The 23,796-nt window shown below is 56.2% G+C and carries 23 protein-coding genes; 5 read left to right on the forward strand and 18 right to left on the reverse strand.

Annotation, left to right across the window (positions count from 1 at the left end):
- Positions 1–32 precede the first annotated feature (32 nt).
- From KORM41_RS09465 to KORM41_RS09480, 4 genes are all read right to left on the reverse strand, one after another.
- Positions 33–848 (reverse strand): substrate-binding periplasmic protein, encoded by an 816-nt coding sequence (locus KORM41_RS09465; RefSeq protein WP_068143775.1) that lies wholly within the window; start codon positions 846–848, stop codon positions 33–35.
- 76 nt (positions 849–924) lie between these two features.
- Positions 925–1,743: a substrate-binding periplasmic protein gene (locus KORM41_RS09470; protein ID WP_068143777.1), complete on the reverse strand. Its 819-nt coding sequence runs from the start codon at positions 1,741–1,743 to the stop codon at positions 925–927.
- Positions 1,744–1,857: 114 nt separating this feature from the next.
- A complete protein-coding gene (locus KORM41_RS09475) occupies positions 1,858–2,601 on the reverse strand; it encodes a hypothetical protein (protein WP_156431854.1) in 744 nt (247 codons plus the stop codon).
- Between the two features lie 91 nt (positions 2,602–2,692).
- Positions 2,693–3,394, reverse strand: a complete 702-nt coding sequence (locus tag KORM41_RS09480; protein ID WP_068143781.1) for a hypothetical protein — start codon at positions 3,392–3,394, stop codon at positions 2,693–2,695.
- Positions 3,395–3,605: 211 nt separating this feature from the next.
- Here KORM41_RS09480 and KORM41_RS09485 point away from each other — a divergent pair, with 211 nt between their 5' ends.
- The 3 genes from KORM41_RS09485 to KORM41_RS09495 all read left to right on the forward strand — a co-directional run bounded on the left by KORM41_RS09485 (position 3,606) and on the right by KORM41_RS09495 (position 7,424).
- Positions 3,606–5,039, forward strand: a complete 1,434-nt coding sequence (locus tag KORM41_RS09485; protein ID WP_197420920.1) for an amidohydrolase — start codon at positions 3,606–3,608, stop codon at positions 5,037–5,039.
- The gene (locus tag KORM41_RS09490; protein WP_068143783.1) at positions 5,036–6,301 is read left to right on the forward strand and encodes an amidohydrolase family protein; all 1,266 of its coding nucleotides are present in this window, start codon (positions 5,036–5,038) and stop codon (positions 6,299–6,301) included. Before KORM41_RS09485 ends, KORM41_RS09490 begins: the two co-directional genes overlap by 4 nt.
- Positions 6,302–6,371: 70 nt before the next feature.
- Entirely contained in the window at positions 6,372–7,424 is a 1,053-nt protein-coding gene (locus tag KORM41_RS09495) for a serine hydrolase domain-containing protein (RefSeq protein ID WP_082719666.1), read from the forward strand.
- A 49-nt stretch (positions 7,425–7,473) separates the two neighbouring features.
- Here KORM41_RS09495 and KORM41_RS09500 read toward each other — a convergent pair whose 3' ends face one another.
- Positions 7,474–9,504 carry a S9 family peptidase gene (locus KORM41_RS09500; RefSeq protein ID WP_068143787.1) on the reverse strand — a complete coding sequence of 677 codons (2,031 nt, stop codon included), beginning with the start codon at positions 9,502–9,504 and terminating at the stop codon, positions 7,474–7,476.
- Positions 9,505–9,543: 39 nt separating this feature from the next.
- Positions 9,544–10,143 (reverse strand): cytochrome b family protein, encoded by a 600-nt coding sequence (locus tag KORM41_RS09505; protein ID WP_068143789.1) that lies wholly within the window; start codon positions 10,141–10,143, stop codon positions 9,544–9,546.
- Positions 10,144–10,274: 131 nt separating this feature from the next.
- Between KORM41_RS09505 and KORM41_RS09510 the strand changes: the two genes are divergently transcribed.
- A complete protein-coding gene (locus tag KORM41_RS09510) occupies positions 10,275–11,234 on the forward strand; it encodes a GNAT family N-acetyltransferase (RefSeq protein ID WP_068143791.1) in 960 nt (319 codons plus the stop codon).
- A gap of 286 nt (positions 11,235–11,520) precedes the next feature.
- Entirely contained in the window at positions 11,521–11,949 is a 429-nt protein-coding gene (locus KORM41_RS09515) for a hypothetical protein (protein ID WP_068143793.1), read from the forward strand.
- A 24-nt stretch (positions 11,950–11,973) separates the two neighbouring features.
- On the opposite strand, the gene KORM41_RS09520 is transcribed toward KORM41_RS09515, so the two are convergent.
- The 12 genes from KORM41_RS09520 to KORM41_RS09575 all read right to left on the reverse strand — a co-directional run bounded on the left by KORM41_RS09520 (position 11,974) and on the right by KORM41_RS09575 (position 23,792).
- Positions 11,974–12,876 (reverse strand): hydrogen peroxide-inducible genes activator, encoded by a 903-nt coding sequence (locus tag KORM41_RS09520; protein WP_068143795.1) that lies wholly within the window; start codon positions 12,874–12,876, stop codon positions 11,974–11,976.
- 505 nt (positions 12,877–13,381) lie between these two features.
- Positions 13,382–14,365, reverse strand: coding sequence for a type II secretion system F family protein (locus KORM41_RS09525; RefSeq protein WP_068143797.1), 984 nt, complete (start codon positions 14,363–14,365; stop codon positions 13,382–13,384).
- A gap of 6 nt (positions 14,366–14,371) precedes the next feature.
- A complete protein-coding gene (locus KORM41_RS09530) occupies positions 14,372–15,361 on the reverse strand; it encodes a type II secretion system F family protein (protein ID WP_068143799.1) in 990 nt (329 codons plus the stop codon).
- A 3-nt stretch (positions 15,362–15,364) separates the two neighbouring features.
- A complete protein-coding gene (locus KORM41_RS09535; RefSeq protein ID WP_231727074.1) occupies positions 15,365–16,954 on the reverse strand; it encodes a CpaF family protein in 1,590 nt (529 codons plus the stop codon).
- Between the two features lie 157 nt (positions 16,955–17,111).
- On the reverse strand, positions 17,112–18,323 hold the full coding sequence (locus KORM41_RS09540; RefSeq protein WP_231727075.1) for an AAA family ATPase: 1,212 nt from the start codon (positions 18,321–18,323) through the stop codon (positions 17,112–17,114).
- Positions 18,324–18,338: 15 nt separating this feature from the next.
- Positions 18,339–18,992, reverse strand: coding sequence for a CpaD family pilus assembly lipoprotein (locus KORM41_RS09545; protein ID WP_068143805.1), 654 nt, complete (start codon positions 18,990–18,992; stop codon positions 18,339–18,341).
- Between the two features lie 27 nt (positions 18,993–19,019).
- Entirely contained in the window at positions 19,020–20,471 is a 1,452-nt protein-coding gene (locus KORM41_RS09550; RefSeq protein WP_068143807.1) for a type II and III secretion system protein family protein, read from the reverse strand.
- Positions 20,468–21,355 (reverse strand): Flp pilus assembly protein CpaB, encoded by an 888-nt coding sequence (gene cpaB, locus KORM41_RS09555; protein ID WP_068143809.1) that lies wholly within the window; start codon positions 21,353–21,355, stop codon positions 20,468–20,470. Before cpaB ends, KORM41_RS09550 begins: the two co-directional genes overlap by 4 nt.
- 72 nt (positions 21,356–21,427) lie before the next feature.
- Entirely contained in the window at positions 21,428–21,919 is a 492-nt protein-coding gene (locus KORM41_RS09560; RefSeq protein WP_068143811.1) for an A24 family peptidase, read from the reverse strand.
- A gap of 130 nt (positions 21,920–22,049) precedes the next feature.
- Positions 22,050–22,244: a Flp family type IVb pilin gene (locus tag KORM41_RS09565; RefSeq protein WP_068143814.1), complete on the reverse strand. Its 195-nt coding sequence runs from the start codon at positions 22,242–22,244 to the stop codon at positions 22,050–22,052.
- Positions 22,245–22,684: 440 nt separating this feature from the next.
- Positions 22,685–23,245 (reverse strand): TadE/TadG family type IV pilus assembly protein, encoded by a 561-nt coding sequence (locus tag KORM41_RS09570; RefSeq protein WP_068143816.1) that lies wholly within the window; start codon positions 23,243–23,245, stop codon positions 22,685–22,687.
- Positions 23,232–23,792 (reverse strand): TadE/TadG family type IV pilus assembly protein, encoded by a 561-nt coding sequence (locus tag KORM41_RS09575; RefSeq protein WP_068143818.1) that lies wholly within the window; start codon positions 23,790–23,792, stop codon positions 23,232–23,234. The genes KORM41_RS09570 and KORM41_RS09575 overlap by 14 nt, the downstream gene beginning before the upstream one ends.
- Positions 23,793–23,796: the final 4 nt, after the last annotated feature.

Here is a 23,796-nt window from a genome sequence, read left to right on the forward strand (position 1 = left end):
GGCTTAGGCAGGTTTTGGGTCTATTAGCGCCTTCACTGCAACGGCATGTAGGTCAACTGTTCCGGCGGCACATATTTGTGCAGGATGGTGGTATAGTCCTCGGTGCTCTGGAAATCCTCGATCGCCTTGTCTATGGCCTCCACCGTGGTGCGGGGCACCGTCAGTTTCGACAGGATAAAGTGGATATAATCGTCATTCAGCAGCGCCGGGTGCACGCCCACCCGGTCGAGGGCGTTCATCTTCTTCAGGATATGGATGCCGTTGAACAGGTCATTGAACACCACGTCCACCCGGTCTTTCACCAGCCAGGTGAACAGAACCTCATATTCGGGTGTCTGCAGGATATATTTCCTGAGTTTCGGGTCCGCCTTGTAGAGCGCCGCGAATTCGTCGCCGTACCAGCTGCCCAACAGTATGCCGATCCGGTTCTTGCCTGAAACCACATCGGCGATGGACATGACATTCTTTTTCTCAAGGTCTTTCAGGCGCATGAACATCACCATGGTTTCACGCCGGTAAGGCCGGGTGAACCAGGCATATTGTTCACGTTCTACCATGCGCGACGCTCCCAGTGACCCGTCTATGGTGCCGAACTTGATGGCCAGAAGGGTTCGCTTCCAGGGCATGACCTTGAGCTCGAACGCGCATCCTGCGGCGCCGAAAGTTTCACGCAAGAGCTCTATGTCCAGGCCAGTGGGGGTGCCATTCTCATCGCGGTAGTGATAGGGCTGCCAGTCAAAGAAGGCGATGGTCAGCTTCTTGGAGCAGGCCGCGTTTTGCGCGCTCGCTGGCAAGGAGAGAGAGGTCAGGATACTCACAACAAGGAACAGTGCAGCATGTCTGGTCATGGCTTTTCCCCGAAGTAATGGGAAACTATAGCATATTTTGCGCGGTTTTGGCCAAGAAGATGCGCCTTTTGGGGCGCTATGGTTGCTGGCCTGCAAACTTCTCGAGCAGGGCGACAGGCAGGTAGCGTTCCGTAATACGGTCTATTGTCCCGTCCTCTTTTAGCCCGGTGATGGCATTGTTGATTGTGGCGACATCTGCTTCGGTCTGTGTCTTACGGCTGAGAAGGATATGAACGCTGTTTACATGCACAGCGAAGGGCAGCAACTGAATGGCGCCGCTGCCAACCGTTCGTTCGGCAACATACCTGCCACCGGCGACGTCATTGACAGCAACGTCAACAAGCCCTGCTTCAAGGGCCCGGAAAAGATTTTCGAAATCCTCGAATGTCTGGATACGTGAGCGGAACACCGGATTGTCTGTGCGGGCCTTCTCGAAAGCCGGGCCGTACCAGCCACCCAGCACAACCCCGACCCGCAGCGGTGTGCTTGTCAGGGCGTCAAAGGATGGCGGCCTTGCTTCATCGACCATGTCGGCGCGCACGAATGCACCGATCACTTCATCTCGCACCGGGACAGTATAATGGCCAAATATGGCCCTGTCTTCGGTGAAGGAAACGGTTGGCATGCCGTCCAGTTCCCCCAGCTCGATATTCCTAAGCGCCCGCTTGAAGGGGATGCGGATAATATGGAGGCTGCAGCCCGCCCTGCCAAAGATCGCGGCCATCAGCTCAATATCCAGGCCGGATGCGAACTGGTCGCCTTCCCAGATGGTGTAGGGCGGCCATTCGATCGCCCCCAGCGTGATCGTTCTGTCGCAACCTTCCGCACTCGCTGGCCGGTCAAGCGCGGCCAGCCAGAAAAGGGTCAGGGCACAGATAACAGCACGAAAAAGCAATTGCGGGTCCTTTCAGGATGCATAGTGCCCCTGAGGAAATTAAATATTTGTGAATACTGGTATGTTGGCCAGTCAGTCGTATTCGTGGTGTTCGCCTGTGCTTGACGGTGCTGTCTAGCCGTTTTGTCGCCGGGCATTTTCTGCTATGGCGGCCCACTTCTTCTGGGTTTTTCGGTAATGACCGGTAGCCCGCCGCAAGCGCGCGGCAACTTCGTCAAATATATGCATTGCAGCATCGGGCTGACCCGAATACTGCAGCAGCAGGCCGTATCGTACGCGCGCTTCTTCCCCTGTCGCATACCCGATGAGGTTTTCGTATGACCCAAGCGCGGCTTCAAGCTGACCTGCTTCTGCAAGGCCGCGGGAATATAGCAAATGCCCTTCCTGGCTATTGAAGCCCGGGTTCTTTTCCTGCAACAGGTCCAGTATCTCCACTGTCTGGTCCGGGCGGCCTTGTTCCAGACTCAACCGCGCCTGTCTCATCAGAATGTGTGGATCGTGCTTGTGGGCGCCTTGCAGGCAGGTCTCGATATGAGGGGCCGCTTCATCCCACTTTTCCAGCGCCATCAGGGCATCGGCAAGGCGCAACCGGTTTTCGGTGCTTTCGACCATATCGAAGGCATGATGTGCTTCCCTCAGCTCCCGTTGTGGGTCCAGGATTTTGACGGCCCCTTTTTTCAGGTTGCCAGCGGCGCGGGTGTTGCCAGCATCAGGCAATACCTGAGTAATGAGATAAATAGCACAGCCAATTCCGGGGGCCATAATGACCAGCCAGATCCAATATTTGTCCCGCCCGGTTTTCACCACATGATAGGCACACCCCAGCTGCAGCAGCACTAGCATAACGAAAATTGGCACGTGAACCCCCTGCATGCTTCCCAGAATGCCCGAACGGTACTGGGTGTCAGGGTCGGAGGCAAGAATTTAGTGTGAAGGGTACTTTAATGGCTTAGGGCAGCAGCAGGATGCGGTTGAAACGGTAGACGTATATCTTGCCACGGTCATTGATATCAATGCGCCAGAAAAGCGTCTCTCCGCCGGATGTCCGCCAGTCCTTGAGGATGAAATCCATCGGGTGCGGGCCAGCTTCTTCTTCGACCACAAGGTGGAAGCCGATCATGCGTTTGCTGCGCTGGCTGAAGAAATATTTCAGTCTTGCGCCTGCGGGCGTGGTGCCGCTGACGGTGAAGGCCAGTTCGTCGGCGAATTCCTCGATCGTCACTTCGCGGTCAATGGTCTGAAGTTCAGAGGCAGGGAACAGGGCGCGGCGATGGAACTGATGCCCGTGAACAAAAGCCGCCATGGCGGGTGTGAGCGTCCTGCGCTCGCCGTCCTCGCCTTCAAACCAGATCGTGCCGTCCGTATCGCCGTAGGTTACGGTGCCGTCCTCGCTGATCATGGTGAAGCGGGCGTCGCCACCAGCCGGTGTGCTTATGCCGCTCGTGACCACTGTGTCATAGGTGCGGCCTTCCACGGTGACATTGGCGCTGGCTTCAATGCGGCCCACATCCTTTGCCTCGCTGTTCCATCCGATTGCCTTGGCGGCTTGCTCGAACAGCATCTCGGGCGTGGGCAGGTCTACGGGCTGCGCCCATGTCCGCGTGGGCGCAAGAACAAGAAAGAAACAGATCAGATACAGGCGTACGGGCATGCCAAAATTCCTCAGTTCGGAAGAATCGCAACCTACCACAGGCAGAGCGCCTAAAACAGCGCCGGGATTTCAAAACGGTTCGTCCTGCGGAGGGAACGGTTCGTCGATCTGAACGAAAGTAGCAATGCTTTTTGATGACTCGGATTAACACGCTTGATACGCTCCGGCGACACGCTGCCAAGGGACAGGGCAGTAACATGGAGAGATTAGTATGAAAAAAGCAATGACGCGGCCCTCATGGCTGCGATCAGGGCTCGCCATCACCGCTATGGGGCTTGCGCTTGCCGCATGCCAGCCAGGCGAGGAGCAGGGCGAGTTTGTCGAGATCAACAAGGATCCGTATCCATCCAGCTACACGCCGCTTCCAAGCAAGCCGACGCTGATCACCAATGTCACCATCCTTGATGGCAAGGGCGGCCGTATTGACGGTGGCTCGATCCTGATGGAAGGCGGCGATATCAAGGCCGTGGGCCAAAGCATTGAAGCCCCCGCGGGCGCTGAGGTGATTGACGGCGCTGGCCGCTGGGTGACACCAGGCATCATCGACACGCACAGCCACCTTGGTGTGTATCCAAGCCCGGGCGTGCGGTCGCATTCAGACGGCAACGAAGTGGGTGAGCCGGTAACGGCAGACGCATGGGTAGAGCATTCCAACTGGCCACAGGACCCGGGTTATATCCGTGCGGCCGCTGGCGGCATTACGGCGCTGCAGCTGCTGCCGGGTTCCGCGAACCTTGTGGGTGGCCGGGCGGTCACGCTTAAGAACGTACCGGGCCGCGTGGCGCAGGACATGAAGTTCCCTGGTGCCCCATACGGCATGAAGATGGCGTGCGGTGAAAACCCGAAACGCGTTTACGGCGAAGGCAAGAATAGCCCGGAATTCCGTCCGCATACCCGTATGGGTAACGTGGCGGGTTACCGCGCAGCCTGGGCAGAAGCGCAGGATTACCAGCGCGCCTGGGACAAGTATGAGCGCGACTATAAGGCCGGCAAAGACGTTCTGCCGCCGAAGCGCGACCTGAACCTTGAGACGCTTGCGGGCGTTCTGAACGGTGAAATTCTTGTTCACATGCACTGCTACCGCGCTGATGACATGGGCACCATGCTCGATGTGATGAAGGAATTCGACTATAAGATCTCTAGCTTCCACCACGCTGTGGAAAGCTACAAGATCGCTGATCGCCTTGCTGAAGACGGTGTCTGCTCCAGCATGTGGGCAGATTGGTGGGGCTTCAAGATGGAAGCTTATGACGGCATCCGCGAGAACATCCCGTTCGTTCACAAGGCCGGCGCCTGCGCGATTGTCCATTCCGATAGTGACAGCGGCATCCAGCGCCTGAACCAGGAAGCAGCCAAGGCCCTTGCCGACGGTCGCAAAGCCGGCGTTGATATCTCCAAGGAAGAAGCATGGCAGTGGCTGTCGCTCAATCCGGCGAAAGCACTGGGCATCGCTGACGAGACCGGCACGATCGAAGTGGGCAAGGACGCCGATATCGTTCTGTGGTCTGGTGATCCGTTCAGCGTTTACACCAAAGCCGACAAGACATTTGTTGACGGTGCCGTGGTGTTCGACCGCCATGATCCTTCCCGACAACCGGTGATGGATTTCGAGCTTGGCCAACCAGGTGAAGGAGACGTGAAATGAGGAATTTGAAATCTCTCATGGGCGCCTCCCTGGTAGCCCTGATGACAGCGGGTGTTAGTGCGGAAGATATCGCCATCACAGGCGGTACGGCCTTCACCGATGGCGGCAGCGGCAAGGTGGAAAACGCCACCGTGCTGATCCATGACGGCAAGATCCAGTCTGTAACGGCTGGCGGTGATGTGCCTGCGGGCTACCGTACGGTGGATGCGTCAGGCAAATGGGTAACCGTTGGCTTCATGGTGTCCGGCAGCAACCTGGGCCTGATGGATGTGCCGCTTTCCGGTAACCTGAATGATGCCCGGGCAACTGGTTCATCGAACGGCATGGGCCTTCAGGTGAAATATGCCTTCAACCCGGCATCCACGCTGATCCCGGTTACCCGCATTGAAGGTGTGACCCGCGCGGTAACGGGCTTCTCGGGCTCGAAAGACATGTGGCGTGGCCAAAGTGCTGTTGTGGCGCTTGCCGGCGATGACATGATCGTTGCCGACTATGTGGCCCTGTCCATCGATATGGACGAAGGCGCGGCCAGCTCGAACGGTGGCAGTCGTGCAGCCCTTTGGGACACGGTCATCACCACCCTTGAAGGCGCGCGCCCAAGCGGCGACGACGACAAGAAGGATGACGAGAAGAAGGACAAGAAACCCAAGTATGACAGCGGCAAGATGGCTCTTGAGCGCGTCATGAAAGGGGAGGTTCCGCTTCTGGTCGAAGTTGAGCGCAAGGCCGACATCCTGAATGTCATCGAACTGAAGAAGCGTTTCGGCATCAATGTGGTGATCACAGCAGGCGCAGAGGCCTGGATGGTGGCGGATGAGCTTGCGGCAGCCGGTATTCCGGTGGTGCTGGACCCATCCCGCAACCTGCCGGAAGACTTCGACACGCTTGGCAACACCAGTGCCGCCGCTGGCCGTCTGCATGCGGCTGGCGTAAAGGTGGCCTTTATGGCGCCTGACACGCACAACAGCCGCTTGGTTGTCCAGAACGCAGGCATCGCGGTTGCCATGGGCATGCCGTGGGAAGCCGCGGTTGACGCCATCAGCAAGAACCCGGCCGAAATCTTCGGTGTGGCGGATAGCTACGGCACTATGGAAGCTGGCAAGGACGCTGATGTTGTGGTTTGGGACGGCGACCCGCTTGAAGTGATGACCAGCGCGGATGCGGTGTTCATTCGCGGCGAGGAAGTGCCGCTTGTGTCACGCCAGACCAAGCTGCGCGATCGCTACAAGGAGCTTTCGCGGTCTCCGGCTTTCAATAAGTAAGCCGACATTGCGAAACACAGAAAGCCGGGGTCATGCCCCGGCTTTTTCATGACAAGAACAGGAGGCTGGAATGCGAGGAATAATCATCGGGATGCTTTTGGGCTTGGTTGCCTTCAGCCCTGCCAGCGCAGGGGAGTTGGCGGAGCGTTTCTCTGCCGCTGCAGGTGACGGCGTGAATGTATCCTATTTCATTCTGGATGATGCGGGTGGCACCGCCGACCAGGCAGGCGACAAGCTTTACCAATCCACGCCTGTGCGTATCGCGAGTGTGACAAAAACCTTCGTGGCGGCGACGGCGCTTCGGCTGGTGGAAGAAGGCAAGCTGGATATCAGCAAGCCGATCAACCACTATATTGACGCGCAGTATGATGACCTGTTGACGTCCGACGGCTATGACACGTCTACTATCACCGTTAGGCACTTGCTGAGCCACACCGGCGGCTTGGTGGACCACACCCACGGCAAGCCTTTCTTCGAGACGTTGCTTTCTGACCCCAGCCACCACTGGACGCGCGAAGAGCAGATAAAGGGGGCTGTCGATTGGCTTGACCCGCTTGGTGCACCGGGCGAGAAATTCAGCTATTCCGATACGGGCTATGTGCTCTTGGGCCATATCATTGAGAAGCAAACAGGCCTGACGCTCGCGGCGGCTGTCAGGCGCTATCTGGCGCTCGACAGCCTTGGCCTCAAGAACACCTATTGGGAACTGGTGGAAGAAAATCCGGATGCCGAAGCACGCCGCGCACACCAGTATTTCCAGGGCATGGACACACACGACTGGAGCGCAACGCTGGACCATTATGGTGGTGGGGGCTTGGTTTCCACCACACAGGATATGGCCACCTTCTTTGCCGCCCTGTTCGGCGGCAAAGTGTTCAAGGACAAAGGCACGCTTGACCTGATGCTGTCACATGACGGCCTGCCGACAGACAGCCCCTACAGGCTGGGCATCTTTGAATATGAAGTGGACGGTGTGACCTTTTATGAGCATTCCGGCTTCTGGGGCACGCTTGTGATGTATGTACCGGCTGAAAAGCGGGCCATCGCGGGCGCGGTGCTGCACCAGAAGCACTTCAAAGCCATGCGCGAGGCGATGGTTGGAGTGATTACTGCAGGCAAGTGATGCCAGTCCGAAGGACCAGAAAAAGGCCGGGTTTCCCCGGCCTTTTTTGTTATTTATATTTCTCGAACCAGGCGAGGATGTTTTCCACCTTGGCCACCAGGCGTGACGGGCGCCCCGCAATGCCGTGCGGGCTGTCGGGCACGCGCACCATCAGCGTGTCGACGCGCCGAAGCTTCAGCGCCTGATAGAACTGCTCGGTTTCCGAAATCGGCGTGCGGCGGTCCGCCTCGCCCGTGATCAGAAGCGTCGGGGTTGTCACATTGCCCACCAGCGAAAGCGGCGAGCGCTTCCAGTAATGTTCCACATGCTCCCACGGCATACCGGGGAACTGGTAAGGGATCTGCCCCAGATAGCTGTCAGCTGTCAGCACCTTCGATATCCAGTTGATCACAGGCTTGGCAACCGCCGCCGCGCGGAAACGGTCCGTCAGGCCAATGGCATAGGCGCTGGCGATGCCGCCTGCTGACCCCCCGGTGATGTAAAGTTGGTCCGGGTCAATGAAGCCAAGGCCGATCATGGCATCGACGCCTGAGTTATGGTCGGCGAAATCAAACTCGCTTGAGTATTTGTTCTGCAGAAGAAGCGCAAAGCGCTCGCCGTAACTGGTGCTGCCCCGGTGGTTATCATAGAAAACCACATAGCCTTCCGCCGCAAAGCGCTGCATCTCTGCCGAGAAATTCGGGCCGTACGAAAGGTGAGGGCCACCGTGGATTTCCAGGATCAGTGGGTATTTCTTGGCTGTGGGGTCAAAGCCCGGCGGCGTGATGTACCAGCCGTGGATTTCCTCCCCATCGATGGACGACTTGTAGGTAATTTCGTGCGTCTGCCCGAGCGTCTTGTGCCCAAGCGCGTCTTCATTCAGGGCTGTGAGCTGCCTGGTCTTGCCGTCACGCACGGTAAAGATATCTGCAGGCCGCGTGCCGCTGCCGCGTGTGAAGGCCACGGTGCCGGCCTTCATGTCAAAGTCGCCGCTGGTGTAGGGGCGGCCAAGCGTGGTGCCGCCTAAGGCGTCCGCCACCATCCGGCGTTTGCCGCGGGTGTCCGTATAGTGCACTTCCGCCAGTCCCCGGTTTTCCATCATGAAATAAAGGCCACGCCCGCGCGCGTCCCAAATTGCCTTGTCAACTGACCGGTCCAGATCTGCTGTCAGGCTTGTTGCTTCACCGCCCGTCAGCGGCATCAGTTTCAGTTCGCGGTTGCGGTATGCGAGTTTTTCACCGTCGCGGGCGAGGAAGGCAATGGTCTTGCCGTCAGGCGATACCGTCGGCGCTTCCTCTGAGCCGGGCGTGTTGGTGACCTGGCGGATCGTGCCGCCCATGCTCACAGCGAACAGGTCGCTGTCACGCTGCTGATATTCCCAGTCCTCATTCCTGTTGGCAGACAGGATAATCTCGCTGCCGTCTGGCGTGAAAGCAAGCGGGCCGTGGTGGTTAAATTCGCCGCTTGTCAGCTGGCGGGCGCTGCCGCCGTCAGCCGGGATGATGAACACATGTCGGAAGGCCGGTTTAAGAATGCCCTGGCCGTCGCGCTGGTACCGCGCCTTCGAGACATATTTCACCTGATCAGACCATGTGGCGCCCTCCGGCTTCTTCGGCATTTTGACCTTCAGCGGTTTATGGTCAGCGGGAACCCGCATGGTGAAGGCGATCTGTTTACCGTCAGGCGACCAGCTGATGTCGCGCGGGCTTTCCTGCAGGTTGGACAGAAGCGCCGTGCGGCCGCTCGCGAGCCACAGCACATAAAGCTGGGTGCTGCCTTCTTCGTTCGAGAGATAGGCGATGCGGTCACCGCTTGGCGACCACACAGGGTTTGAAAAATTCTTGCGCCCCGACATCAGCGGCATATGGCTTGTGCCGTCAGCATTCGCGATCCACAGGTTGGTGCGCGTGCGGTCGGTCATGATGTCGTTGCTGCGGCGTTCATAGACTACCTGCTTCCCGTCAGGGGACACCGCAGGGCCTGTAGCATATTCCAGATTGAAGATGTCTTCTGCGTTGAACAGCGTGGAATTTGCCTCTTCGGCCCATGCAGGTCCGAAGGCTGTCAATGCTGCCACTAAGAAGAGTGCGGGTTTAAACATGTCTTTGTCTCCCTGACAGCTGGCGAATGCCAGCCTGAATTATTCTTGTGTCGCCTGTTTGCGTTTTCCCTGCCTGTAGGCGGCGATCCGAAGGCCAAGGGCAACAAGGCCCAGGATGGGAATCCAGCCCTTCGGGCTTGGTTCCATTATCAGTTTGGGCGTCGACGTGATCATGAAGATAGCCCATATATAGTAGCTGCCTTGCTTATGCAGGCGTTTCCAATGCTTTGCCCCGAATGCCCTGACCCCAGCGTTGTTTGAGGTGAGCGTCATCGCAAGCAGAAACAGATAGGCGAGGCCACCTGCAAATAGCACAGGAGCGGGGCGGCTGGCGTCCGTCAGCGCCAGGTTCGACAGTACCAGCACACCGTGCGTGCCGTGAATCAGCGCGAATGACAGGCCGATGTAGCGGCGGTTTCGCATCAGGAAGCGGGGCCCTGTGCCCGGTGCTAATCGCGCCAGGCTGGAGGCCGTGAACGCGAAAAAGAAGAAGATGAAGCCCATATGGGCCGTTGGGATCATCATGTCCGGCAACGCGGCAACATAGCCGCCAGCCGCAGAAATTTGGCTTGTGATAAACGCCGCCAGAAGAAGTATGACCGGGACAAATATCCTTTTGCCTTCAAAGAGTGCCAACATTCCTGAATTCCCCTTCCTTTCATTGTCGCCTGTTCGGTGCCGGTGTCCAAAGAGTTGACAGGAGCGTCCAGCCTAATGAAAGTCTGACCCAGATACCAAGAAAACAAACACGACAATTAGCGAGTAGCAGCATGCTTGAGATGAAACCGCTAACGGAAGCGGATCTGGAAGCCTACTTCGATCTTTTCAATGACCAGGGCCTAGCGCGAAATGCGGGGACGGTGCCGCATCCGGTTGACCTTGACTGGGCGCGTGAACGCATGATCTCGCGCCGAGAGGCTGAAGCCAATGGCGAGCTCAAGGACCGAGGCTTTTTTGAGGATGGTCGCTTTGTCGGCAGCGGCGGCTATTTTTTCAGGAATGGCGAGCTGGAGATCGGCTATTCCGTGCATAGGAACGAGCGCGGCCGCGGCCTGGCGACACGGATGGCGCGGATGGTGGTTGCCATGGCGCGGGAGGATCGGCTCAAGGGGCCGATCATTGCCAACTATTTTACTGACAACCCAGCTTCTGGGCGGGTTCTTGAAAAAGTTGGTTTTGCAAGAGCCGGGCTTGGCACAGGAACATCCATGGCGCGCGAGGGTGAGATTGAGAGCCAGCGCATGGAGCTGCGGGGAGATGTGCGTGTTGTTGATCCCGTTGTCAGCGATTACCCCGTGCTGTTTGAGCAGCAACTGGACGAAGACGCACGGTGGCAGGCTGGTGCCAGCCGGGTTTATGCCAGTGCCGGGGAATATCAAGCTCACATGGAGGCGGCGATGGCGGCCGGTGCCGTTCGGCGTACGATACTTCATGAAGGGCATGTTGCGGGGTATCTGGCATCGTCTGACCGCCAGGGTATGCGCGAGGTCAGCTATTGGCTTGGAAGGGCACATTGGGGGCAGGGTATTGCGACCAAAGCGTTGGCGGAATTCCTTGACCAAATGGGCACACGAAAGAGTGCCCTGTGTGCCCGTGTGGCCAAGGATCATCCGGCGTCGCTGCGCGTATTGGAAAAATGCGGCTTCGTGCGTATTGGGGAAGACAGCTTCTACTCCGACACCCGCGGGGAGCAGGTCGAAGAATATATCTACCGACTTAATAATCGTTAAATACGATTATTATATTCGTTAATATTCGTTGGAATAGATAAATAGTTTCCACCATATTCAAGGGGAAGCGGCGCCCCGGCTATACCCCTTCCTCACCCTAGTGGCCGGGTCGCTGTCTTCCCAGTTCCTCGCATGCTTCGGTTGATAGCCCCCATACATCGACTGAAGCTGTCGTCCTGCCGCTCCCGGAGATTTCGGGAGCGGCTTTTTTTATTCATAAATCCGGAGGGTTAGGGGGGCGAGCGTTGTCCCATAGGCAAAACAAGACGTGCCACAGGGAGCAAATATGTCAGAAGGCTGGGCAGAACCGGCACTGCGCCAACAGATTGAAGGTCTGGTTGCGATGCTTAATCGCGGTCAGGTTCTGGAAGCCCTTGAGCAGTTTTATGCCCCGGAGGCCCGGGTTTTCGAAAATGACTATCTGTTTGCGGAAGATCGCCTTGAGGCGCTTGCAAGGCAGCGCCCTTTCATTGAACCCTGCCTGTCTATCGATGGTGATGTGAGGCTTGTCTATCAGGATTTGGGGCGCGGCATTTCGGTTTTGAACAACCAGACACGATTTGATCACCCTGAATATGGCCGGGGTCAGATTGACGGCATACATGTGCTCTATTGGCAGGGCGAGCGGGTGGTTCGGGAAAATTATTTTTCCGGATCCAAGGCCGGTGAGGCGCTGACCTTTTGGGAAACTCTGGCTGGCTCTGACCCTGCATAGCGGGCGGTGTGCGTACCGAAGATGCTAAGGGTGTTCAGCGCCAACTTCCTTGATGACTTTTCCCAGGGCTTCAAAGGTAGAGGCGCGTGGGTTGGTTTTCCGCCAGATCAGGCCAATGGTCCGCGTGGGAACGATATCCGCGAAAGGCAGAACCTCCACTCCTGTACCTTCGGTCAGGCCAGCCTCAACGGCCATGCCAGGCAAAAGGGTAATGCCGTGACCTGCTGCAACCATTTGCAGAATGGTGTTGAGGCTGGTGCCGGCCATTTCACGTCTGGCTCCACGGCCAAGAAGCTGGCAGGCCTCCAAGGCATGGTCGCGCAGGCAATGGCCTTCCTCAAGAAGCATCAGCCGCTTTTCATCCAACTCTGTTGATTTGATGCCGCCTTTCGGCGCTTCGCCTGCGGGGAAGGCAACCAGGAACGGATCGTGGAATAGCGGCAGTTCTACTACGTCGCCGCAGGCATAGGGCAGGGCATATAGCACCAGATCCAGCTCACCTGTGCGCACCAGTTCACAAAGCTCCGCCGATTTGTCTTCCCTCAGATGCAGTTCAAGGTCAGGCAGCTTCTTGCTGATAGCAGGCATGATCTTGGGCAGCAGGAATGGCGCTATTGTGGGGATCACGCCCATGCGGACAATACCCTTCAGTGGGTCTTTGGCAGAGGTTGCCAGATCTGTGAGGTCATCCACATCATTCAGGATGCTTTGCGCCCGGCGGACGATTTCTTCCCCAAGTGCGGTGAACATTACGGAGCGTTTGGTGCGCTCTACCAATTGGGTACCCAGAAGGTTTTCCAGTTCTTGCAATCCGGCTGACAGGGTCGACTGTGTCACGTGGCAGGCATCAGCTGCTTTGCCGAAGTGATTGGTCCGGTGCAGGGCCACAAGATATCTAAGCTGCTTCAGGGTGGGAGGAAAGCTCATCGATCAATCCGATTAAATTGCCTGATATAAATTTACCTTGTCACTATAGGTGCCGGCCATGTTTTAGCCAAGCTGAAATCGCGGATATGGCAGGGTGCCTGAATATGGTCACATTTCGCCTCTTTACTACCCGCGCCTGTTAATTGGGGGCAGTGTTTCCAGTTCTATTTTCCTGTGATTGTTTAGCGAAGCCTGGCTTTGGCCAAAAAAATGGCCGGGTAAAAACCCGGCCCGAGTCACGACAGCGAGGATAGTACGGCTGCAGTCACGCAACCGTAATAGGAGTGGGCGCAGTCGAGTCGCGCCCTCTCGCACCTCCTAAGAAACCAAATATCGGCCCTCGGGTCAATGCCTGTCTGCTTCAAATCGTTCAAATCCTTGGTTTTCAGTCATTTTTTCGGGGTGCAGCGCAGCATTTTCTACACTTTGGTGCACTCGGTACAGTCATAGTGGAGTGTCGCAAAATGCTTCGCGTGATCAGGCTTAAGTGATTCGCGCCCAGACCTTAGCCGCGGTTAATGAAACCGTCCGTTACCTTGCATGCCGCAGGGCCTAGAAGCACGACGAAAAGGGTCGGCAGGATGAAGAGAATGAGCGGCACTGTAAGAGTTGCAGGTAGGCGTGCCGCCTTTTCTTCCGCCAGCATCAGGCGCTCGTTTCGGAACTCCGCTGACAGAACCCGTAGGCTGCTGGCAAGCGGTGTGCCATAGCGTTCACTTTGCACAAGCGTCGTGACCACGCCCCTGAGCGCAGGCAGGTCTACACGTTCTGAGAGGTTCAATAGCGCCTGACGCCTTTCCGGCAGGAAGCCAAGCTCAATGGCTGTGAGGGAGAATTCGTCCGAAAGTTCGGGGGCCGCACGACCAAGTTCTTTTGCGACCCTGTTGAGGGCGCTGTCGAGCGTCAGCCCTGCTTCGGCACACACCACGAGAAGGTCAAGGGCATCCGGTAGGGATTTCCTTAGCGCGTCTGTACGTTTGGCTTTGATGTTAGAGACATACATGTCGGGCAGCTTGAAGCCCAAGAGGACAGCAGCGATCGAGAAGACTGGATACATGCCCGCCTTGCTGGACCAGACACCCATGCCGTAAAACATGGTTACGGCCAAAAGCCCCATAATCAACGGCATCGTCAGGCGGGCCACCTGAAAAATCACCAGCGCATCTTTTGATCTGAAGCCAGCCTGTGTCAGTTGGGCTGAGACTTTCTGCGTCTGTTCCTTCTGCAACAGCTGTAGCTTGTCGGCAAGCTTCCGCATGGCACCGACACCGTCTACCTTCTTGACTGGCGAGCGGCGCTTGGAGGTGGTCATCAAACCAGCCTTGAGGGAATCGCGCCTGTCCTGCAGGGACTTCACGCGGCCTTTCATGGGGTCGCGGACCAGGGCGGTCTGATAGATGGTGTACATCACCAGAAGCGCCACAAGCCCTGCAACCACCGAGAGGATATCAATGAACTGAATACCAAGAATGTTTTCGATTTCCTGCATCGGCTTTTAGACCTCGAACTTGATCATTCTGGACATGATGAAGATACCAAAGCTCATCCATAAAAGCCCGCCAATGCCGGCCATGATAGCTTTTGGATGGGTGAATAGAATGATGCCATAGTCATAATTGATGGCGAGGATCGCACCTAGCATGATGAAGGGCAGCAACCCGACGATCCAGGCACTGGCCTTGGCTTCTGACGACAGGGCCCTTACCTTGAGCTTCATGGCTTGCCGGCTACGCAGAATATTCGACAGGTTGCCCAGGGTTTCAGCCAAGTTGCCTCCTGTTTCCCGCTGTACCACAAGTGAAATCACGAAAAATTTGAAGTCTGGTGTGTCCAGCCTATCAGCGGTTTCCCAGAGTGCTTCTTCAAGCTGTTTGCCGAGCCGCATGGCGTCGGTGATTTTCTGGAATTCCACACCGGTTGGTGCGCTCATTTCCTTGGCCACGTTCGAGATACATTCGTTCACTGGCAGGCCGGACTTGAGGCCCCGTACCATAAGGTCCATGGCCTCAGGGAACTGTTTGGTGAAGCGTTCCTTGCGCTTGTTGATGCGGCCTGAAACCCACATATGTGGCAGGCCAAATCCGAGGATAACACCAAGCGCAACGGCAAGCACGCCACCAAAGCCCATGAAGAAAAAGAGGCCACTAGCAGCAACGGCAACGCCGAAGGAAACGGTGGCATATTTAGATAGTTCTATTTCAAGCCCTGCCTGGGCCAGGCGTTTCTGGATCTGATCCTGCCGGGGCAGCATTTCTGCTATCATGCCAGCCAGGCCTGCTTCTGCCTGGCGCAGGCGAATGGACCGTGCCTGTTCGCCCTTCAGTGTGGTCTTGGCGTCAAAGCGGGCCTTGAACTGTTCAAGCCGCGCGCGCGTTTCCTTGCGGCCCTTGCTGAGCATGCCGGTAATGAAGACGCCGAGCACAATCAGGATGATTGTGATCAGCCCGCCGGCCAGAAGGATGATATTCAGATTGGCGCCCTGCATGATCTATCCGTTCATTGCCTCCATCAACGCGCGGTCCAGGCCGAAATATTCGGCCTTCGTCAGGAAATGCGGCCGCACGCCGGTTGAATGGAAATGGCCCACCAGGCGACCGCTTTCGTCCTCACCTGTGAACTCGAATTTGAAAAGATCTTGGGTCGTGATTACGTCCCCTTCCATGCCGACCACTTCGGTCACGTGGGTTGTCCGGCGGCCACCGTCGCGCATCCGCTGCACCTGCACGATCATGTCCAGCGACCCGGCGATCTGTTCGCGGATGGCTTTTGCCGGCAGGTGTAGGCCAGCCATATTCACCATGTTTTCAAGGCGCGTCAGAGCTTCCCTCGGGCGGTTGGCGTGAATGGTGCCCATCGAGCCGTCGTGACCGGTGTTCATGGCCTGCAGCATGTCGATGGCCTCGCCGCCCCGGATCTCACCAAGAATGATACGGTCCGGACGCATCCGGAGGGCGTTTTTTACCAGGTCACGCATTGTAACTTCGCCCTGGCCTTCAAGGTTGGGTGGCCGGGTCTCCAGGCGCACCACATGTGGCTGCTGGAGCTGAAGCTCGGCCGCATCCTCGATGGTGACCACACGTTCGCCCTTGTCAATCATGCGGCTGAGGGCGTTCAGCATCGTGGTTTTACCCGAGCCCGTGCCGCCCGATATGAGGATGTTCAACCGACACGCTCCAGCGATCTTGAGCAGCTTGGCAAGGGGGGCTGTGATTGAGCCGAAATCCAGCATCTTGTCGAGTGTGATCTTGTCTTTGGTGAATTTCCGGATCGAAATCGAAGCCCCATCGATGGCAAGCGGTGGGGCAATCACGTTCACCCGGCTGCCGTCAGCCAGGCGAGCGTCACAGATAGGGGATGTTTCGTCTACGCGCCGACCAACCGCTGTCACGATCCGCTGGGCAATGTTCATCAGGTGCTGGTTGTCGCGGAAATGAATATCCGTGAGAGTCAGCTTACCTTTTTGTTCCACATAGACCTGATTGGGGCCGTTGACCATAATGTCTGAGATAGTGTCGTCTGCCAGCAGGGGTTCAAGCGGGCCAAGACCCAGCATGTCATCAAGAAGCAGTGTAACCAGATCCCGCTGCTCTGAGAGGTTCAGGTTGATCTTTTCCTGAACCAGCAGTTCGCCCACCACTTCTCCGACCTGCTCGGCAAGTTCGTGGCGTGGCAGTTCTGCCGCCGCTGCCGGGTCGATATGCTCCATCAGCAGTGTTTGAACGCGGGTTTTAGCTTCAAACAGAGTCTGTTTGTTGGCATCTTTTGTTTTCGGAGTTTCCGGTGCGGCATCGCCAATGGGGCCGATGTTGGCTTCAGCTTCGTTCAGAAGATAGGTTACCAGGTCTTTTTGTTCCTGCTCTGAAAGCTGGGCCTCTTCGCTTCTCATGATGCGTTCGACCAGCCCTTGCAGCTTTTTGGTTACCTCAGCCTTCTGGGACATCCGAAGTTCGTCGGCTGTGAAATTGTCCTTGAGCTGGGATTCCGCGAGGGAGGCAAGCATTTCGACGGCGCTGACAGTTCCTGCATCTGTGATGGGCGGTGTCGCGGTAGCCGATGGTGTCTGTTGAATTTCCTGCATCGTAGCGACGGAAGGCGAAGCAGCAGTGCTGCTTCTTCCGAAGCCGCTGCCGCGCTTCAGTCCTTGCCGTTTTTTTCCAAATGCCTGCGACTTCATACCGCTTAACCAGTCCTGACTTGCCTAGGTGTACCCGTTGAATTCACTCTCTATAAAAGCGCTATTTCTTTAACAATTTGTCTAGCCACGACCCAGATTTCTGGTTTTCCTCTTCGTCCGCGTCGATTAGCTGCATCAGTTCTTTGTAGGCGGCTGCCGTCTTGCTGTTTGGCACAGCATCGACAACCACTTTCCCTTGCTGTGAAGCTGCCATGGCGGTTTTCGGGTCGAACGGGATTTTGACTTCGACAGAACGCTCAATCGAATTTTCGAAATCTTTTTCTTCGACTTCGTTCGGCACCATGCCGACCTTGTCTGCAACCACATGGATGTCTGCGCTTGGTGCTGCCTGCTTGATGTGTGCCAGAAGGCGGATACAGTCGCGCGCAGCAGGAAGGGAGAAATCTGTCACCAGAATGATGTCCGTTGCTGCCTTCAAAATGTCGGTATGATCGCCCAGCATTTGCCGGGGGATATCAACGATCACATCGGAGTAATTTTCTCCAAGCGCAGTTACCAGCTGTTCAAGCGCCCCCTCAGCGGGTTCACGGAACGCCCCTACAGGTGCTTCAGCCGCAAGGATGGCCAGCTTGTCATGGGGTTTGACCACGGCGCGTTCCAGGAACAGGCCATCAACCCGGTGTGGGTTGTCAAGGGCGTCCGGCAGGCCGCGACCCGGTTCCAGATCAAATTGCATTGCCGACGTGCCGAAATACAGGTCAAGGTCAAGGATTGCGGTGTTCTTGCCCTTTTCTGCCATCAGCCATGCCAGGTTGGTCACGATTGAGCTGGTCCCCAGGCCGCCACGCACGCCAACACATACAATCTGGCGGTTTTCGGTTTTCACTTGTTGTTCCGGTGTTTCCTCCACAGCGACCAGCGCTTCCTGTCCAGCAAGAAGGGCATTCTGCAGAAGCTCAGCCGTTACCGGTTTTACCAGATAATCGAATACGCCAGCATGGATAAGGTCCCGGTACAGGGTAACGTCATTGACGTCGCCGATTGCCAGCACGAGGGTGCCTTCCTCGGCCACGTCAGCGAGCGCCTGCATATCAGCGCGCGGGTCTGCGCTGCCGGAGATGTCGACCACTAGGAATTCAGGGCACGGCATGGCGCCCAGCGCCCGCACCGCCTGGCCGATACCGCCAGAATAAACCATTTCCGGGTTCCAGCCGATTTTGGCGGCCACGCCAGACAAGGTCTGAAGCGTGTCATCATCTACCATGAATGCTGCGAAGGGCTCGCGGGCGGAAGTTTCAACTTTTGCCGTCATGTTCATTTCGCCCTCTTACTTCTTCTGATCGCCAGGCAAGCCAGTACCGGTACCGGAGCCAGATTTTGCCTTGGAATCAGCATTGATAAGCAACGGTGCTACGGCCCTTGCAGTGGATCCTCGGCCTTCTTGTCCAGCTACCAAATCGCGTGGATTGGCAACCATCAGACCAAGGTTGGAGGTGTTCGAACAGCCGAAAAAGCTGCTTGGGTTGTTGCGGCTGTTGTTGCTGCTTTCCGGTGCCCATTCGCCGCAATTGGGCGTAGTTACCACATAGCGCTCCAGATAAAGTACAACGCTTCCGTCTGACGGTAGCCCGCCAAGCGTGGCTGAGCCGCCATAGCTGTAGCCCTGGCTTTTGAGATAATCTTCAAGGGCGCTCAGGCGGGCGTCAGATGCGTTGCCACGATCCAACATCAAAACATCGCCATAGGTGATGTTTGCCGCTTTAAGGAAGCTCTGGATACCGGCATAGGTGGCGCTTGATGGGGTGCTTGTGCCGTCATCTTCCGCCCTGATTTCATAGGGCAGGCGGATCATCTGCACGCTATTGCGCATTGTGGCTTCATAAGGCGAAGCTGTCGCCACATCCGTATGTTGGCATGCCGATAGGCCAAGCAGCCCAAGGCCAAGGAATGCCGATTTCAGAATTTTTGCCTGATAGGTCATGGTCCTGTTCCTTTTCTGCTTTTTTGCCTAGTCCAGCTGGAAGCCGGCTCGCTTCTTCAGCGAGGCACCGCTTTGCTTGTCTTTATTTGCTGCATCGTTTGCAGGTTGCGGCACCCAGGACCGGCCATTCAGATAGCGGTCCATATCGTTGGGGGCAACGAAGCGATCGGTTGGCAGCACCAGCTGACGGTCAGAGACCGGGCGAACAACATAAGGTGTAACGACAATCAGAAGCTCAGTTTCATCACGGCGGAAGGATTCCGAGCGGAACAAGGCGCCCAGGATCGGGATATCGCCAAGGCCAGGAATCTTGTTCGCGTCCTGCACAACATCGTTTTGCAACAGGCCAGCAATCGCGAACGATTGCCCGCTGCCTAGCTCTACCGTCGTTTCTGCCCGACGCGTACTGATAGACGGGATGCTGATGCCTTCAACCCTGATCGCGCCAGCACTTGAAAGGTCGCTCACTTCTGGGCGAACCCGCATGGATATGCGACCGGAGTTGAGGACGGTCGGGGTGAAATCGAGTTTCACGCCAAATTCGCGATACTCAATTGCGATGCCATCACGGCTTGGTACAGGGATCGGAAATTCGCCGCCCGCTAGGAAATTTGCGGCTTGGCCGGTCAGGGCCGTCAGGTTTGGTTCAGCCAGAACCGTCAGGAAGCCCTGTTGGTCCAGCGCGTCGATCGCATAGTTCAAATCCAGCGCATTGCTGACGACGTCGCCATAAATGGATTTCACACCCTGCTCAGGGAATTGGAACAACTTCAGCGGACCTTCGGTGATCGGATCGACGATAATATCTGCCACGTTGCGGCCCGTAATCATGCCAATGCCGAAGTTGGAGCCGAAATAGCCGCCCTCCCAGTTGAAGCCCAGTTGCTTGACCACGCTACGGGAAACCTCGGCGATGCGGACACGCAGGTTCACCTGGGTCGGCTGCATGATTTCCAGCTCGTTAATCACACGGTCTGTCGCCAGAACGTCTTTGGCCAGATATTCAGCTGTGGCCGCCTGGTCCGGGCTGTTAACGCGGCCATGCAGCACGATGATGCTACCGTAGGTGCTGACCGAAATGGCGGTGCCCGGAAGCATATCTTCATAGGCGCGGAAGAGCGCGTCCAGGTTTCTGGTCACCGCCACATTGGCGGCATAGATGGTCTGGTCCTTGTCGTCCAGCGCGTAGAAGCTGGTCTCGCCTTGGGCTTTGCCATAAATATAGATCACGCGCGGTGACTTGACCTGTACGTCAGCCACATTCGGGTCCACAATGAAGACTTCCGCGGCCGGACGGTCAAGCCTTACCAGCGTACCCTTGCCGACCTGTACAGGCAGGGACACTTCGCCAGCATCTACAATGCTGGCACCCGACATGGATTTAAGGGATTCTGCCTGTGCCGGCATAACCGGTGTCAGGGACGTGAGCGCGAGACCGAGCAAGGTCGTTCGCACGATGTTATTCATCTGCCTGATCATTTGCCTCGCTCCTTGCTTTCGCCTGTGCCGTCAACTTCCTGCGCGGTTGAACCACGACGGACAATCACCACATCGCGCTTTTCATCTTCAGCGGCATCGGGGCGGAACTTGCTCACTTCCGGACTGTCCGTGAAGGTAAGCGTGGTACCCACTGGCGGGCTGTCAGGGTCGGAAGGCAGGCTATCATTGCCGCCCACGAGACTACGGAGGCTGAGCGACAGGCTACCAAGGCGCTCCAGCATGGCGACCTTTTCAGCCATCTTCGGAGTGACCTCAAGGGTTGCCGTCTTGGCAATCTTCACTTCTTCCGCATCAGCAGGGCTGCGTTGGTCGACACCAAGTACCCGCACATTCTGGAATACGGTCTCGGACGTTACGTAAGGGATTTTTGTACCTTGCATATCGAAAGATTGGGTCAGGATAACGTCCACCCGGTCACCCGGGAAGACAAAGCCCCCGACGCTGCTGGTGGGTGACAGCTTTACAGTCACAGCGCGCATGCCAGGAGACAGAACCGCCGCCATGAAGCCTTTTTCGCCCTGCGAAACCATCGCAGATTTGGTGACCGGTTCGCCGCCCGAGATCGGCGCACGAACAACCTTGCCTACAATATCTTCGATCTTGCTTTTTGGCTGGCTGTAATAGTCTGCCGCCAGGCCATCTTCAGGCCACGACCGCCAGGACACATGATCCTTTGTCAGGATAGTGCCAACAGGCAGGGGCTTGGATGCAACGAGAATCTTCGCGGCAGGTGCTTGCACCGCCGTTGCTTGCACTTGTCGGCTCTGCTGTTCAAGGCCGCTAAGGAAGCTTCGGGTCAATAGGACCACCAGCAACACGCCGACGCCTGCGACGGCAATTAGAATTAGGCTTCTGGGGTTCATAGTCCCCTCCTGGCTTTTGTCACACACTTCCCAGGCCATGGTCAGGCCAAAGGGTTAATAATTCTTCACGAATTAGGTCGAAAGTGCAGATATCTGGTGGAAGCAGATCCACAGCCCCCCGGCTGAAATCGCGACGCCATAGGGTACTTTGACACTATGTTCCGATTTGTCTTTGCTCCAACGGCTCCAGGCAAGGAGGGCAAGGGCAACAATTCCGCCGATTACTGCAACATAGAGCACAAAAGAGAGCCCCAGGTCCGGGCCGGCGAAAAGGGCCACTGCGGACATTAGCTTTACGTCTCCACCACCCATCGCGCCCGTTGCAAACAGGGCCAGACCGACAAGGAAGACCGAGCCTCCGACAACAATTGGCCATACAAGGGCGGCCATGACATTTGTGCCGGATAGAAGGTCAGCTGCAACTGTTACTCCGAAAAGTCCGACTAGGATCAGGCTAAGGCGGTTAGCGATGCGCCTGGTCTTCAAGTCTTCAATTGCAGCGAGGATAAGCACCACAGCAACGGCCACAAATATGCCTGTATATATGGCTGTCGTTGCTTGCATATCTTGCCTGAGAACTGCTTTCCCGAAATCTGTATTCAGATCCCAATTTCACTAAAAAAGCCGCCGGCAAAAGTTTTCCCCCAGCGGCCTTTTGAGTTTCTTGCTTTCCAACTGTCCGTTGGTAGCCAGCTTAACCTGCAGCAGGCGCTGCTGGTGTAGCAGTTTCAACTTCTGTTGCAACACCTTCAAACATTGCGCTGAGGTCACCGCCAAGGGTGTTCAGTGCAGTGATCAGTGCAACAGCGATGAGGGCTGCGATCAGGCCATACTCGATGGCGGTAGCGCCTTCCTCGTTAGTACGTAGTTTGTTCAAAAACTTAATCATTGGTTTTCTCCAGCTGCCAAGATTGGATGTCACCTTTATAGCGGCGAACAACTAAATAAAAAGTTAACAGCAAGTCTAAAATGCTTTTTATTACAAAGACTTATTGTAAAAACTGAAGTAAAATTAGCTAAAATTTTATCATGCTTAACAAGCTATTGATTATGTTCATGAATCTAGGCATGGGCGACATGAATATCGGGGCGAATTAGGGAGAGTTTTGGGCTTTCATTAGGCTGAAAAAGGCAGCTGGCTGGAAGGCTGTCGTGAAAACTTTAAAAAAAATCGGTGATTTTTAGAACCCGAAAGGTGCTTCCGGGTGCAAAACGAATCGAAAATCAGCGTTATTACAGGACAGCGAAAGACTCGGGGCTAAGCCTTTCATGCTTGCGTGTCCGAGCGAGAATGTTGTTTGCTGTCACTTGCGGCCAATGACTGCTTGGTCAGGGTTGGATTTCCTGCAGGGCGCCAATGCGGGGCCGAAAATAGGATGTCTTGCGGATCGTGTAGCTGTCGAGGAATGAAAATATGAGAGGCTCGTAGCTATAGAATATTTCTGTTGCCAGGATGGTTTCATCGTCCCTTAGCGTTAGTCCTGCGGGAACGTCGATGGCATCACCCTCATCTCCGATGTCACTGCCGTGGACAAGGTTGCCACCACCAGAACGCTGCCAATAGATCGTCGAGGGTACGTCTTCTGCTTGGCTGATAGCGGATACATAGGCGATAGTCCGGGTTTCCGTGTCAAACGGTCTCATGATCTGAGGTACAACCTCGAAAATATCTGCGACAACAGCTTCGGTGATTTCCTCATCCCGGGTGGCCAAGTCAGATACTGCAACCACGGTATGCTGCAGCTTCAAGTGCAATAGAAGATAGTTCCCCACCTCTACGGTTCCCATCAGAAGCACTATATAGAGCGGCATCGACAGTGCGAGCTCAGTCAGAACTGCCCCGCGCTGATCCGAGCAGATGCTTTTGATGATGCGTCTAAAACGGTTCATTGCGGACTGCTACTGTTGCCTGGATGGTGATTGAACGCTCTGCCCATTCGGCGAAGCCGGTGATGCTGTTTGCAGGGTAAGAGAGACGGTAAAGTACTATGTCGCCCGCGTCTCCAAGGCCTGCAGAAGCCATGTCAGAGTCCCATTTTCCGTTGCCATTGACGTCCGAATAGGCTTCGCCTTCGTCGTAGGTGCCACTGTCATTTGCGTCGGTGTATGGCTCGGCGTTGCCGATGTCCGAGAATTGTTCATATACCAGTGTCTCTACTGTCACCTGGTTCATGTCGATCCAGCCAAAAGTTTCCTCTTCGACGATCTGCAGCAACTGCTCTTCGCGCGTCGCTGTTGGGTCGCTACCTCCCGTAACACCAAACCGTGATGCACGAAGGACGGCATTCTCAAGCGCCGCATTGATGAAAAAATAATTTCCTACTTCGAGGACACCGACGATCACGGAAAGCAGGATAGGAAGCCCGATCGCAGCTTCGACTACAACTGAGCCTTCTGTCTGCTTCCGAAATTTCTTTAGCCATTTCCGAATTGCCATAGCC

Source organism: Kordiimonas lipolytica (assembly GCF_001550065.1).